Origin of the sequence: Rhodococcus wratislaviensis (genome assembly GCF_900455735.1) — a bacterium.
In the GTDB taxonomy this organism is placed as follows: domain Bacteria; phylum Actinomycetota; class Actinomycetes; order Mycobacteriales; family Mycobacteriaceae; genus Rhodococcus_F; species Rhodococcus_F wratislaviensis.
On the sequence record NZ_UAUI01000014.1, the window covers coordinates 26,769 to 39,897 of the forward strand.

Annotated in this window: 14 protein-coding genes and 2 tRNA genes; 7 read left to right on the top strand and 9 right to left on the bottom strand. The window is 68.4% G+C overall.

Features of this window, described 5'->3' with window-relative positions; all coding sequences use genetic code 11:
• Positions 1 to 8: 8 nt before the first annotated feature.
• Positions 9 to 85 (bottom strand) — tRNA-Pro (locus tag DTA22_RS19250).
• A gap of 139 nt (positions 86 to 224) precedes the next feature.
• On the opposite strand from DTA22_RS19250, the gene DTA22_RS19255 reads away from it, so the two are divergent.
• Together DTA22_RS19255 and DTA22_RS19260 are read left to right on the top strand one after the other, a co-directional pair.
• Positions 225 to 298, top strand: a tRNA-Gly gene (locus tag DTA22_RS19255).
• A 253-nt stretch (positions 299 to 551) separates the two neighbouring features.
• A complete protein-coding gene (locus DTA22_RS19260) occupies positions 552 to 1,382 on the top strand; it encodes a hypothetical protein (protein ID WP_037236306.1) in 831 nt (276 codons plus the stop codon).
• Positions 1,383 to 1,389: 7 nt separating this feature from the next.
• Here the strand turns inward: DTA22_RS19260 and DTA22_RS19265 are convergent, their stop codons facing one another.
• Positions 1,390 to 2,187 carry an Fpg/Nei family DNA glycosylase gene (locus DTA22_RS19265; RefSeq protein WP_037236309.1) on the bottom strand — a complete coding sequence of 266 codons (798 nt, stop codon included), beginning with the start codon at positions 2,185 to 2,187 and terminating at the stop codon, positions 1,390 to 1,392.
• 6 nt (positions 2,188 to 2,193) lie between these two features.
• Entirely contained in the window at positions 2,194 to 2,667 is a 474-nt protein-coding gene (locus DTA22_RS19270; RefSeq protein WP_012688320.1) for a ribose-5-phosphate isomerase, read from the bottom strand.
• Between the two features lie 58 nt (positions 2,668 to 2,725).
• On the opposite strand from DTA22_RS19270, the gene DTA22_RS19275 reads away from it, so the two are divergent.
• Entirely contained in the window at positions 2,726 to 3,709 is a 984-nt protein-coding gene (locus tag DTA22_RS19275; RefSeq protein ID WP_174233828.1) for a M48 family metallopeptidase, read from the top strand.
• A gap of 18 nt (positions 3,710 to 3,727) precedes the next feature.
• Here DTA22_RS19275 and DTA22_RS19280 read toward each other — a convergent pair whose 3' ends face one another.
• A complete protein-coding gene (locus DTA22_RS19280; protein ID WP_037236505.1) occupies positions 3,728 to 4,357 on the bottom strand; it encodes a mycothiol-dependent nitroreductase Rv2466c family protein in 630 nt (209 codons plus the stop codon).
• A gap of 127 nt (positions 4,358 to 4,484) precedes the next feature.
• Between DTA22_RS19280 and DTA22_RS19285 the strand changes: the two genes are divergently transcribed.
• A complete protein-coding gene (locus tag DTA22_RS19285) occupies positions 4,485 to 5,720 on the top strand; it encodes an NAD(P)/FAD-dependent oxidoreductase (protein ID WP_037236316.1) in 1,236 nt (411 codons plus the stop codon).
• 72 nt (positions 5,721 to 5,792) lie between these two features.
• Positions 5,793 to 8,372: an aminopeptidase N gene (gene pepN / locus DTA22_RS19290; protein ID WP_112300648.1), complete on the top strand. Its 2,580-nt coding sequence runs from the start codon at positions 5,793 to 5,795 to the stop codon at positions 8,370 to 8,372.
• A gap of 20 nt (positions 8,373 to 8,392) precedes the next feature.
• On the opposite strand, the gene dinB is transcribed toward pepN, so the two are convergent.
• Positions 8,393 to 9,619, bottom strand: a complete 1,227-nt coding sequence (dinB, locus tag DTA22_RS19295; RefSeq protein WP_112300602.1) for a DNA polymerase IV — start codon at positions 9,617 to 9,619, stop codon at positions 8,393 to 8,395.
• Positions 9,620 to 9,655: 36 nt separating this feature from the next.
• On the bottom strand, positions 9,656 to 10,456 hold the full coding sequence (locus DTA22_RS36810; RefSeq protein ID WP_245973463.1) for a helix-turn-helix domain-containing protein: 801 nt from the start codon (positions 10,454 to 10,456) through the stop codon (positions 9,656 to 9,658).
• 105 nt (positions 10,457 to 10,561) lie between these two features.
• On the opposite strand from DTA22_RS36810, the gene DTA22_RS19305 reads away from it, so the two are divergent.
• A complete protein-coding gene (locus tag DTA22_RS19305; protein ID WP_112300603.1) occupies positions 10,562 to 10,978 on the top strand; it encodes an SRPBCC family protein in 417 nt (138 codons plus the stop codon).
• 74 nt (positions 10,979 to 11,052) lie between these two features.
• Here the strand turns inward: DTA22_RS19305 and DTA22_RS19310 are convergent, their stop codons facing one another.
• The 3 genes from DTA22_RS19310 to DTA22_RS19320 form a co-directional block, all read right to left on the bottom strand.
• Positions 11,053 to 11,532, bottom strand: a complete 480-nt coding sequence (locus DTA22_RS19310; protein ID WP_112300604.1) for a DUF5130 domain-containing protein — start codon at positions 11,530 to 11,532, stop codon at positions 11,053 to 11,055.
• Complete coding sequence (ctaJ, locus tag DTA22_RS19315) at positions 11,519 to 11,779, bottom strand: aa3-type cytochrome oxidase subunit CtaJ (RefSeq protein ID WP_005248217.1); 261 nt, start codon at positions 11,777 to 11,779, stop codon at positions 11,519 to 11,521. The genes DTA22_RS19310 and ctaJ overlap by 14 nt, the downstream gene beginning before the upstream one ends.
• Positions 11,780 to 11,854: 75 nt before the next feature.
• The gene (locus tag DTA22_RS19320) at positions 11,855 to 12,526 is read right to left on the bottom strand and encodes an HNH endonuclease (protein WP_167344048.1); all 672 of its coding nucleotides are present in this window, start codon (positions 12,524 to 12,526) and stop codon (positions 11,855 to 11,857) included.
• Between the two features lie 140 nt (positions 12,527 to 12,666).
• On the opposite strand from DTA22_RS19320, the gene DTA22_RS19325 reads away from it, so the two are divergent.
• The gene (locus DTA22_RS19325) at positions 12,667 to 13,062 is read left to right on the top strand and encodes a globin (protein ID WP_005264320.1); all 396 of its coding nucleotides are present in this window, start codon (positions 12,667 to 12,669) and stop codon (positions 13,060 to 13,062) included.
• The last annotated feature ends 67 nt before the right edge of the window (positions 13,063 to 13,129 follow it).

The window sequence follows — 13,129 nt, forward strand, 5'->3', positions numbered from 1 at the left end:
TGTGGTTCTGGTCGGGGTGACAGGATTTGAACCTGCGACCCTCCGCTCCCAAAGCGGATGCGCTACCAAGCTGCGCTACACCCCGGTCGACGTCGGCTCTCGCCAACCTCGCGAGGACCCGAGGAAGAATCCTACGGCCCCCCGATTATGAAATCCAAAGCGAGGTTGGGTACAGTCACTCATCGCAGACGACATGCATGGCGATCCCAGGTTGTCGTATGCACGGGGATGTAGCTCAATGGTAGAGCCTCAGTCTTCCAAACTGATTACGCGGGTTCGATTCCCGTCATCCCCTCCACACAGGAGCGTTCCCACCCCAGGGAACGCTCCTTTTTTGTGTCCGGGGGCGCCCACGGAGACCACCTCCGCTATGACATGCGTCACATGAATGACGGACGCGGCCCCACTCGCGCTCCATCGGACCACTCCCCCGTTCGCCGAGCGCGTAACCACGATTTCGGTCAGTACTCTGGGAGATGTCCGATTTGTCCCCTACTCGTGGATGCTGGGCCCCCGCAGCCGGCGGTCCGCGAGAACTCCGGAGGCCCACCGTGGAACTGCTACTCATTCTCGTGATCGTGGCGGCGGTCGCCTTCCTGGTGGTGAGGAGCCGCAACAACCGCGCCGGGCAGACCGCGAACCAGCTCGAGGACGCCAAGGCGGACGCTCGACAGGCCATCGAACGGCTCGGCGGACAGGTGTACAGCCTCACCGGATCCGACACCGCCTCGCAGCAGGCACTCGCCGACGCGTCCGAGCGGTACACCGCTGCCGGCTCCCAGATCGATCAGGCCACGACGCCCGTCCAGGCACGCCTCGCCAAGCAGACGGCACTGGAGGGCCTCTACTACATCCGCGCCGCCCGGACGGCCATGGGCATGGACCCCGGCCCGGAGATTCCGTCGATCGACGGCCAGAAGTCCGCGGGAGCGGTCACCGAGGACCGCGAGGTCGAGTTCGAGGGGCGGCAGGTCGCGGCGTCGCCGAACCCGTCGTCGAAGACACCGAACTACTACCCCGGCGGCCGTGTCGCGGGACGCCCGGTTCCCGCCGGCTGGTACTCGGAGCCGTGGTGGAAGCCCGCCCTCGTGGCAGGCGCGTGGGGCCTCGGTTCGATGTTCCTGTTCTCGGCGATGTTCTCCGGGATGTCCGGAGTGGGGTACGACGCGCAGGGCTTCGAGAGCGGAGCGGGCGACGCGTCCCAGGACACCGGTGACGCGGGCGCGGACGGCGGTGGCGACGGCGGTGACGCAGGCGGCGACGGCGGCGGCGACATGGGCGGGGACATGGGCGGGGACGCCGGTGGCGACGGCGGCGGATTCGACTTCGGTGGCGGCGGCGACGGCGGCGGGTTCGACTTCGGTGGCGGGTTCGACTTCTAGCCGGCCGTCAGGAGGGCTGGCAGCTCGGGCACCAGAAGAGGTTGCGGCCCTTCATGACCGAGTGGGCCACCGGGGTGCCGCAGATCCGGCACGGTGACCCCGCCCGCCGGTAGACGTACGTCCGCGGGCGGTCCTTCGCATACGCCGGATCACCGTGATCGTCCTCGGGACGGACGACGTGCATCTTGCCGCGGCGGACCCCGACCTTCATCAGGGCGACGAGGTCGGCCCACAGCGAGTCCCATTCGTCACGGGACAGCGAACGGCCCGGCCGGTCGGGGTTGATGGCGTGCCGGAACAGGACCTCCGCCCGGTACACGTTGCCGATGCCGGCGATCACGGCCTGATCCATCAGCAGCGCCCCGATCGGCGTCTTGGACGCCGAGATGCGTTTCCACGCCTTGTCGGGGTCGGCGTCCTTGCGGAGCGGGTCCGGACCCAGCCGCGCCTCGATGGCGGCGACCTGCGGTGGATGGAGAACCTCACAAGCCGTCGGACCGCGGAGGTCGGTGCCGAATTCGGAGCCGACCATCCGCATCCTGACCTGCCCGACCGGCGGTTCCATGGGAACGGCCGATTCCGTGAACGCTCCGTACAGCCCCAGGTGGACGTGCACGACCAGTCCGGACTCGTAGTGATGCCACAGGTGTTTGCCCCAGGCCTCGGACTTGACGAGAACGCGGCCGTCGACGAGCGCCGCGTCCTCGGCGAATCTGCCCTGCGGGCTCAGCACCCGCACCGGCGAACCAGCGAACCGGCGTTGGTGTAGCCGGGCCAGCCGGTGCAGAGTGTGACCTTCGGGCAAGGACGATCAGGCCTCGGGCAGGGCCGGGGCCACGCCGGACTTCTCGAACTCGGACAGGATGTCGATGCGGCGCTGGTGGCGCTCCTCGTTCGACCACTCGGCGGCGAGGAACGCGTCCACGATCGCGAGGGACTCCTCGAGCGAGTGCATGCGCCCGCCGAGGCCGATCAGCTGAGCGTTGTTGTGCTGGCGGGCCAGCTGCGCGGTCTCGACGCTCCACGCCAGGGCGCATCGCGCACCCTTCACCTTGTTCGCGGCGATCTGCTCGCCGTTGCCGCTGCCGCCCAGCACGATGCCGAGGCTGCCCTCGTCGGCGACGACGCGACGGGCCGTCTCGATGCAGAAGGCGGGGTAGTCGTCGAGCGCGTCGTAGACGTGAGCGCCGCAGTCGACGGTCTCGTGGCCCGCGGCCTTCAGGTGTTCGATGATCTCGTTCTTACGTTCGAATCCGGCATGGTCGGCACCCAGGTATACGCGCATGACTGGTGATTCTGTCAGGCGTCCTCGCGAATCGTGTCAGGGGCCCGGGACGCTTATCGTGATCAGCATGTATCCCGACAACGGACAGAACTGGGGACAGCCGTTTCCGGGACATCGGCCGGCCCCCGCGCAGCACCGGTGGGGCGGCGAGACGGGATGGAATCCGCCGGTCCCCGTGCCGGGCCTCATGCCGAACGACAGGCCCGCCCGGCACTCGTGGGAGATCCCACTGCTCGTGGTGGCCGTCGTTCTCACCGTCGTCGCCTACGTGGCGGCGATCGCGGCGCTCTTCCTGGGCGTGGTGTCCACGTGGGTGCTCATCGTGCTGGTCGCGCCGATCCTCATCGCCGTCGGCCGCGGCCAGCTCTACGGCTCGCAGCAGGTGAACGGGATCAAGATGACGCCCACCCAGTTCCCCGACGGGTACCGGATGGTGGCCGAAGCGGCCGCACGGTTCGGGATGACCGAACCGCCCGACGCCTACGTCGTGCTCGGGAACGGCCGGATCAACGCGTTCGCGTCCGGACACGGCTTCCGCCGCTTCGTCGTCGTGTACAGCGATCTGTTCGAGATCGGCGGCGAGGCCCGCGAGCCCGACGCCCTCGCCTTCATCATCGGCCACGAGGTCGGTCACATCGCGGCCGGTCACGCCTCCTACTGGCGGCAACTGGGACAGTTCGCCGCCAACTACATTCCTGTCGTCGGATCGGCCCTGTTCCGATCGATGGAATACACCGCAGACAACCACGGCTACTGCGTCCGGCCGCAGGGCGCCCGCGGCGCGATGGGCGTTCTCGGTGCCGGCAAGTATCTCGTGAGCATCGTCGGATTCGACGAACTCGCCGACCGGGCCACCACCGAACGCGGATTCTTCCCGTGGTTCGTGAATCTGCTGTCGGGACATCCGGTGCTCACCTGGCGCGCCGCCGCCCTGCGGAACAGGACCCGGCACGGTCACCTGTTCGTGAAACCCGGCCAGATCTACCGCGACCCGCAGCAACTGCAGTACGCGGCCGACCCGGCCGGGCCCGTCACTCGGTGACCGCACCCGGGACCGGGCTCAGTCGAACTGAGGATCCTCGGTCCGGGTGCGCTTGAGCTCGAAGAAGTGCGGGTAGCCGGCCAGCGCGACCGCACCGTCCCACACCTTGCCCGCGTCCTCGCCGCGGGGGATGCGCGACAGGACCGGGCCGAAGAAGGCGACACCGTTGACGTGGATGGTCGGCGTTCCGACATCGGGTCCCACGGCGTCCATGCCTGCGGCGTGACTCTCACGCAGTGCGGCGTCGTACTCCTCCGATTCGGCGGCCTCGGCCAGTTCGGCCGGCAGCCCGACCTCGGCGAGCGACTTGACGATCACGTCGCCGAAGTCCTTGTTGCCCTCGTTGTGGATGAGCGTCCCCATCGCGGTGTACAGCGGCAGCAGGATCTCGTCGCCGTGCTTCTGTGCGGCCGCGATCAGCACCCGCACCGGACCCCACGCCTTGGTCATGAGCTCGCGGTATTCCTCCGGCAGATCCCGGCCCTCGTTGAGGACGGCCAGGCTCATCACGTGGAAGTTCGCATCCAGGTCCCGCACCTGCGCGGCCTCGAGGATCCATCGCGAGGTGATCCAGCACCACGGGCACAGCGGGTCGAACCAGAAATCAGCGACGTCCTTTGCGGTCCCGGCGTTCGTCCCAGCACTCACGTGTTGCTCCTTCTCGGTGATGTACACATTCCCGTCCAGTCAACACCTCCCTGCCGGGAATCCTTCCCGGAGACCCTGCTCGCGGCAGTAGGGTCGAAAGTGGTCGACCGGAAGGGAGCATCCTCACATGTCCTCCACTCGCACGTTCGTCGTCGTCGGCGGCGGCCTCGCCGGAGCGAAGACGGCAGAAGCATTGCGTGACAAGGATTTCGACGGATCGATCGTCCTGCTGTCGGAAGAGGAACATCTACCCTACGAGCGGCCTCCGCTGTCGAAGGAACACTTCGCCGGGAAGAAGGCGCTCGGCGACTTCACCGTCCACCACGGTGACTGGTACCGCGACCATCACGTGGACCTGCGACTCGGCACCACCGCCACCGCCCTCGATCTCACCGCCCACACCGTGACGCTGCCGGACGGGTCCACGCTGGGATACGACAAGCTCGCACTCGCCACCGGTTCACGCTCACGCCGCCCACCGATCTCCGGTTCCGACGCCGAGGGCGTCCACTACCTCCGCACCATCGACGAATCGGACAAGCTCATCGACGCGGTCGCCGGTGGCCGACGACTCGTGGTGATCGGCGCCGGCTGGATCGGCCTCGAGGTGGGAGCCTCCGCACGGGAGAAGGGCGCCGACGTGACGGTGGTGGAAGCCGCCGAAGTTCCCCTCCTCGGCTCCCTCGGCCCCGAGATCGGCTCGGTCTTCGCCGAACTCCACCGCGAGCACGGCGTACAACTGCATCTCGGCGCCACGGTCGAGGAGATCGTCGTCGAGGACGGCAAGGCCACCGGGGTTCGGCTGGGCGACGGCACCGTCCTGCCCGCCGACGCCGTCCTCGTCGCCGTCGGCGCGGCACCCAACATCGAGATCGCAGAACGGGCCGGACTCGACGTCGACGGCGGGATCCTCGTCGACGCCGGGTTGCAGACCAGCGACCCCGACGTCGTCGCGGTGGGCGACATCGCGGCGCAGTGGCATCCGCAACTCGGCACCCGAATCCGGGTCGAGCACTGGGCGAACGCGCTCAACCAGCCGGCCGTGGCCGCCGCCACCATGCTCGGACACGCGGCCGAATACGGGAATCTGCCCTACTTCTTCACCGACCAGTTCGATCTGGGCATGGAGTACGTGGGGTACGCCCCGCACGATTCGTACGACCGGGTGGTCGTACGTGGCGATTTCGCCGCACGCGAGTTCGTGGCCTTCTGGCTCGACGCCGACAACCACGTCCTCGCGGGCATGAACGTCAACATCTGGGATGTCACCGATCAGATCAAGCAACTGGTGTCCTCGTCCGCCCCGATCGATCCCGACCGCCTGGCCGACCCCGCGGTGCCGTTGACCGACCTGTCCGGTTAACACCCCGGTCCCACTCGTGATGGGATGGCAGCATCGAGTACGAGCACCGCCGCCGATCACGAGGAGACCTCTGTGGCCCCACCGAACCTGACCCGCGAACAGGCAGCCGAACGAGCCGGACTGCTGACCGTCGACAATTATCTGATCGAACTCGACCTCACCGACGGGACAGGTCAGCCCGGAGTCGAGACGTTCTCCTCCCGCACCACCGTCACGTTCGGGGCCACCCCTGGCGCATCCACGTTCGTCGACATCGTTGCGGCCCGTGTGCATTCGGCCACGCTGAACGGCTCCCCCGTCGACGTGTCGGATTACGACGAGTCCACCGGCATCACACTCACCGAACTCGCGGACCGCAACGAACTGGTGGTCGAGGCCGACTGCGCGTACTCGCACACCGGTGAAGGGCTACACCGGTTCGTGGACCCGACCGACGGTGCGGTGTATCTGTACTCGCAGTTCGAGACCGCCGACGCCAAGCGCATGTTCGCCTGCTTCGATCAGCCCGATCTGAAGGCGACGTTCGACGTGCACGTCACGTCCCCCGCCGACTGGAAGGTGATCTCCAACTCGGCGACCGTCGAGACGGTGGCGGCGGAACCCGGCCGCCACATCTTCCGCACCACACCGAAGATGAGCACCTACCTCGTCGCGCTCATCGCGGGCCCGTACGCGGAGTGGACCGACAACTACTCCGACGAGCACGGCGACATCCCGCTCGCGATCTACTGCCGCGCCTCCCTCGGGAAGCACATGGACTCCGAGCGCCTGTTCACGGAAACCAAGCAGGGCTTCGAGTTCTACCACCGCAATTTCGGCACCCCCTACGCGTTCGGGAAGTACGACCAGCTGTTCGTCCCCGAATTCAACGCGGGCGCAATGGAGAACGCCGGCGCCGTGACGTTCCTCGAGGACTACGTCTTCCGGTCCAAGGTCACGCGGGCGTCGTACGAGCGGCGCGCGGAGACCGTGCTGCACGAGATGGCGCACATGTGGTTCGGCGACCTCGTCACCATGCGCTGGTGGGACGACCTGTGGCTCAACGAGTCCTTCGCGACGTTCGCCTCCGTGCTCTGCCAGAGCGAGGCCACCGAATACACCAACGCGTGGACCACGTTCGCCAACGTCGAGAAGTCGTGGGCGTACCGGCAGGATCAGCTGCCGTCCACCCACCCCATCGCCGCCGACATCCCGGACCTCGCCGCGGTCGAGGTGAACTTCGACGGCATCACGTACGCGAAGGGCGCCTCCGTCCTCAAGCAGCTCGTCGCGTACGTCGGGCTCGACCCCTTCCTGTCCGGCCTGCGGGACTACTTCCGCGACCACGCCTTCGACAACGCCACGTTCGACGACCTCCTCGGCGCACTCGAGAAGTCCTCGGGCCGCGATCTGTCCGACTGGGGAGCCCAGTGGCTCAAGACCACCGGGCTCAACATCCTGCGCCCCGACTTCGACGTCGACGCGGACGGCAAGTTCACCCGGTTCGCCGTGCTGCAGGCCGGCGCCGCGCCGGGTGCCGGGGAGCGACGGGTACACCGCGTCGCCGTCGGCGTGTACGACGACCGGGACGGCAAACTCGTGCGCACGAAGCGGGTGGAACTCGACCTCGACGCCACCGAACGCACCGACGTCACCGAACTCGTCGGCGTCGAGCGCGGACAGCTGATCCTCGTCAACGACGACGACCTCACGTACTGCTCGCTGCGACTCGATCCCGATTCGCTCGCCACCGCCATCGACCGCATCGGCGACATCGACGAGCCGCTCCCCCGCACCCTGGTGTGGTCGGCGGCGTGGGAGATGACGCGTCAGGCCGAACTCAAGGCGCGGGACTTCGTCGCCCTCGTGCAGCGCGGCGTCGGCGCCGAAACGGAGGTCGGCGTCGTCCAGCGGCTGCTGATGCAGGCCCAGACCGCGCTGCACAGCTACGCCGAACCCGCGTGGGCCAAGGAACACGGCTGGCCGGACTTCGCGAACCGGCTCCTCGAACTGGCGCGGGAAGCCGAGCCGGGTTCGGATCATCAGCTGGCGTTCGTCAACGCGCTGGCGGGGGCGCAACTGTCGGCGTGGCACACCGAGGTGCTGCAGGAACTGCTCGACGCCGCACCCGAGACGGTCGGGCTGCCGGGGCTCGTCGTCGACACGGACCTGCGCTGGCGTCTCGTCACCGCACTCGCAGGGGCCGGTGAGATCGACGCCGAGGGCATCGAGACGCCGTTCATCGACGCCGAAGCCGAACGCGACCCCACCGCGGCAGGTGCCCGCAACGCCGCCGCCGCGGCCACCGTCCGCCCGCAGGCCGCGGTGAAGGAACAGGCCTGGAACCGGGTGGTCGGCGACGATTCCGTGCCGAACATCACCGCCCGCTCCATCATCGGCGCCTTCGCCGGTCACGGCCAGTCCGACATCCTCGCACCGTACGTAGCCCGCTACTTCGCGGACATTCCCGCGGTGTGGGAGCGACGTTCGAGCGAGGTCGCGCAGACCGTCGTGGTGGGTCTGTACCCGTCGTGGTCGATCAGCGAGGAATCCGTGGCGGCAGCCGACGCATTCCTGGCCGGCGACCACCCGCCGGCCCTGCGCCGCCTGGTGGTCGAGGGCCGCGCCGGGATCGTCCGGTCGCTGGCCGCCCGGAAGTTCGACGCGAGCTGATCGGTGCCGATCCTGCCGGCCTAGTCCGGCAGGATCGGCACGGTCACACCCTGATCCCGGCCCAGCAGCACCGCGCGGGTGACCGCCGAGGAACCGAAGCGGTCACGGAGGCTGTCGAGCGTGCTGTCGAGAGTGCTGCTCGTGTACGGGTCGAACGGCAGCGCCAGCTGTTGCGGGCAGTCGTCCTCGAGGTTGGCCACCGCGATTCCCACCAGGGTGATGCCCTTGCGTTCGATCATCGGCATCGCGTTGCTCAGCAGGCCGCGGGCCGTGGTCAGGATCGTCTGCGTCTGCGCCGACGGCTGCGCGAGAGTGTGTGACCGCGTGACCCGGGTGAAGTCGTCGAACCGGAGCCGGAGCACCACCGTGCGCCCCACCCGCTTGCCGCGGCGCAGCCGGCCCGCCACCCGGTCGACCAACGTCACCAGGGCGGCGTCCACGTCCTCCCTCGATGTGGGTCTGCGCCCCAGGGCGTGCTGCGCGCCGACGGATCTCCGCCTGCGCCCCACTTGCACGGGACGCGGGTCGCGTGCCCAGGCGAGCGCGTGGAGGTGGTGGCCCGCCGCGGGTCCGACGATGGTCACGAGCAGCTCTTCGGGATAGTGGGCGAGCTGGCCGACGGTCGCGATTCCGGCGTCACGGAGCTTGCCCGACGTCACCGCCCCGACTCCCCACAGCCTTTCGACCGGCAGCGGATGGAGGAACTCGATCTCGCGGTCCGGCGGCACGTGCAACAGTCCGTCGGGCTTGCCCACCGCGCTGGCGACCTTGGCGAGGAACTTCGTTCTCGCGACGCCGACCGTGATCGGCAACCCCACCTGCTCGCGGACGTCGGAGCGCAGGCGCGCCGCGATGTCGACCGGCGCGCCCGCGATCTTGCGGAGACCGGCGACGTCGAGGAAGGCCTCGTCGATCGACAGTCCCTCGACCAGCGGCGTCGTCCGGCCGAAGACCTCGAACACCGCCTTGCTCGCGGCCGCATACGCCGACATTCGGGGGCGCACCACGACGGCGTGCGGGCACAGGCGCAGCGCCTGCGCACCGCTACTGGCCGTGCGCACCCCGTAGGCCTTCGCCTCGTAGCTCGCTGCCAGCACGACGCCGCCGCCGACGATCACCGGACGACCTCGCAGTGAGGGGTCGTCCCGCTGCTCCACCGAGGCGTAGAACGCGTCGAGGTCGGCGTGCAGGATGGTCGCCTCGGCGCCACTCGAGATGCGGGGGCGCGGCGAATCGGACACGAACATATGTTCGCATCGACCACCGACAGAAGTCGAGGGTCGTCAGACCGACAACAGCGTTCGCAGTGCGGTGGGTGTCTCGCCGAGGTGGGCTCGAATGGTCCTGGTCATGTGCGCCTGATCCGAGAATCCCAGGTCGGCGGCGAGACCGGCGAGGTCCCGGTCGCCGTTCTCGAACCGCTCGAGCGCCCGCCCGACCCGAACCCTGTTGCGATACCTGGTGAGCGAGACGCCCATGACGGCACTGAACGCACGACTGAGCGCGAACGGTGATACGCCGAACCGTTCGGCGAGCGGTATCAGTCCGTCCGCACCGGGCTCGTCGTCGAGGACCGCCGCGCGGGCGGCGGCGGCCACCGCGTCGTCCGGCAGGCCGCCGCGCCGGTGTGCACACGACCGTCCCCGCGATGCGGCGAGCGCGGCGACCGCAACGAGCCGGACCACCTGCTCGGCGAGGGCGAAGTGGACGTCGCCGGTCCGGCCGGCACGGAGCAGGCGTCGATGAAGAAGGTCGACGCGAGCATCGACGTACACGTCCGAACGGCCGAGCGTCCAGCGCTCACCGGCGACCGCACGCCAGAGCTCGGGCCGGACACTGATCGACGTGCACCGGTCGCCCCCGGCGGGGTGCGCGAATTGTTCCACCTCGCCCGGTGTTCCGACGTACGCGACGGTCGGGTCGGCCATCGACTCGTGTCTGCCGATCCGGCGCAGGAATCGGCCGCCGCGGACGAGCACGATCCGGTGATCGTCCCGCACCTCCACGCCCGACCAGCCCGGGTGCACGGCGCAGCAGTCCACCGCCCAGACGTTCACGCCCGGCAGACGTGCGACCTCGCTCACCGCCACAACCGGGACGCTACCCGCGGGGCCCGACACCTTCCCGCACATGCGGTGGCCTGCAAGAATCTTCAATCCTCACGGCATTCCCCGCGGCAGGCTGCAGTCATGGCATACATCTACGAGTCCACCCACATCGATGTCACACCCGTTGCCGCGTGGGACGCTCTGCGCGACTGGGGTGCGCTGCACACGCGGCTCGCCGCAGGTTTCGTCACCGCTTCGGTGATCGACCGGGGTGACCGGGTCATCACGTTCTTCGACGGTTCCGTCGTCCGAGAGCGCCTCGTCTCGTGCGACGAGGATGCGCGCCGCCTGGCCTGGTCGATCGTCGACGGCCCCTACCTGCATCACCATGCCTCCGCCCAGGTGAGCGACGACGGCAACGGCGCGACCGTGTTCGTCTGGATCGCGGACATCCTGCCCGCGACTCTCGCGGGCCGGACCGCGCAGATGATGGAACTCGGCATCGACGCCGTCCGGCGGACCCTCGAAAGCGCCGACCGCGTCGTCGACACCCGGTGAGACACCGACGGCCCGATCCGGTTCAAGGACTGAGCCGGATCGGGCCGCGCGTACGCTGATCGTCTGTGGAGGTTCTACGGCGAGGCGATTGCCGCGCTCATCACGCGGATGGCACTCACGAGACCGTCGATGAGGTCTCCGTCGCCGAACGACGACACCGCGGCGGTGGCGCCGAGCTGGGCGACCCGGTCGGTGACTCGGTTCGCCACGGCCCGGCCGCTGCGGATCTCGACCGTCCGCTGGTTGGGCGAGACCGCGATGAGCACGGACCGTTCCGCCTCGGGCGTCGTCGGGAACAGCGCGTCGGCGCCGGCCGCGGTGTCGTCGCCGAGGTCGCCGATGTACGCGTTGAAGCGCACCTTCGTCTTGCGGGTGCCTTCCGTGAGGGCATCGTCGAGGCGGACGAGTTCGTCCGTCGTGAACGGCAGGTCGTCGATGAACGGCTCACCGACGCGGTGCACGCCCGAGATGCGACCGCTGGAGGTCACGACGCTGCCGACAGGCAGATTGTCCGCGGATACCGCGGACGCGGGAATCAGGTCACCACTTGCCACTTGCCGAGCCTCCAATCAGGTCTGCCGAACCGGCGTGCGCGCCGTGATGACCGCCGTGATGACCGTGCGTGGTCACCTCGTCGACGGCGCTCCACAGCACCGGCGCGTGCGTCCATTCCTCACCGAGGTGGAACGCGGGCGGCACGGGGCCCGGCGTCTTCTTGCCGACGAACGACATCCCCGCGAAGAAGGCGGTGATCAACGCCGGAATTCCTACGAATATCAGCACTGTCTCGAGAATGCTCACAACGCAAACGGTAGCCCAGAACCGTGCGAGGGGAAGCGTCAGGGCCGAACTTCGCGAAGGGGACGCGCGGAACGCTCAGGCGGCGCCTTCACCGAGGTAGGGCATCCACGACGGGTGCAGGTCCTTGGTGGAAGCCAGCAGTCGCCAGTGCGGACCCGACGGAGGCACCAGGGAGGCCCTGAGCGTCCAGCCGAGTTCGCTCAGCAACTTGTCTGCCTTGCGGTGGTTGCAGGGCGCGCAGCAGGCCACGCAGTTCTCCCAGGAATGCCCGCCGCCGCGACTGCGGGGAACCACGTGATCGACGGTCTCGGCCTTGGCGCCGCAGTAGGCGCACCGGAACCGGTCTCGGTGCATGAGGGCCGCGCGGGTCATCGGAACACGAGCGCGGTACGGCACGCGGACGTAGTTCCGGAGGCGGATCACGGACGGAACCTGCACGGACCACTGCTCGGAGTGGACGACCGGGGCCTGGGGATCCTCGTGGACGGTATCGGCCTTACCGCAGGTCATCAACACCACGGCACGGCGGGCAGGAAGGGCGGTGAGCGGCTCGTAGGTGACATTCAGGAGAAGCACCCGGCGCTTGATCCAGAGCGGAACCGCATTCTCGCCCGGGAAAGAAGGCTCTGCGCTGTGCGCGGAGCCTTCGGTGATCACTTGTAAAGCAAACGCCCCTGAAACCCCGGCACTCCGGGCATCAGTGGGCACGAGTTGTCGGTGCGCGCGGGCGCTGTGTCGATTCTTCATGCGACCTCCGGGAGATTGCCACCAAGTGCACCATGAATTGCCTGCTCGTGCACGTCCATTTCCGACAAAAATGCAGGACATTCGGTGAACAGACGGTGACGAAGACCGTTCGCGCCCGCACGTGCACAATGGAAGGCGCCATGACTGACGTGCAGCAGACCTTCTACGAGGCGGTGGGCGGAGCGGAGACGTTCCGCAAACTCACCGCGCGCTTCTACGAGGAAGTCGCCAAGGACGACATCGTGCGGCCCCTCTACCCCGAGGAAGACCTGGGCCCGGCCGAGCGCCGGATGCGGATGTTCCTCGAGCAGTACTGGGGCGGACCGCACACCTATTCGGACGAGCGCGGCCACCCACGACTGCGGATGCGTCACCAGCCGTTCAAGATCGGCCCGATCGAGCGGGACGCCTGGCTCCGGTGCATGCACACGGCCATCGCGTCGATCGACACCGGCACCCTCGACGACGCCCACCGCAAGGCCCTCTCCGAGTACATGGACATGGCCGCGGCGTCGATGGTGAACTCCGCCTTCTGAAACCGCCCCGCCCCGATTACGCCGGTCGAGTCGTGGTGCGGGCGATCGTTTGGCACGATGGGCGTTT

Bases quoted from the DNA above. Each gene is read 5' to 3' on its own strand.
- DTA22_RS19270 (WP_012688320.1), bottom strand. From the start codon at position 2,667: ATGCGCGTATACCTGGGTGCCGACCATGCCGGATTCGAACGTAAGAAC.
- DTA22_RS19285 (WP_037236316.1), top strand. From the start codon at position 4,485: ATGTCCTCCACTCGCACGTTCGTCGTCGTCGGCGGCGGCCTCGCCGGA.
- dinB (WP_112300602.1), bottom strand. From the start codon at position 9,619: ATGTTCGTGTCCGATTCGCCGCGCCCCCGCATCTCGAGTGGCGCCGAG.
- DTA22_RS19305 (WP_112300603.1), top strand. From the start codon at position 10,562: ATGGCATACATCTACGAGTCCACCCACATCGATGTCACACCCGTTGCC.
- DTA22_RS19320 (WP_167344048.1), bottom strand. From the start codon at position 12,526: ATGAAGAATCGACACAGCGCCCGCGCGCACCGACAACTCGTGCCCACT.
- DTA22_RS19325 (WP_005264320.1), top strand. From the start codon at position 12,667: ATGACTGACGTGCAGCAGACCTTCTACGAGGCGGTGGGCGGAGCGGAG.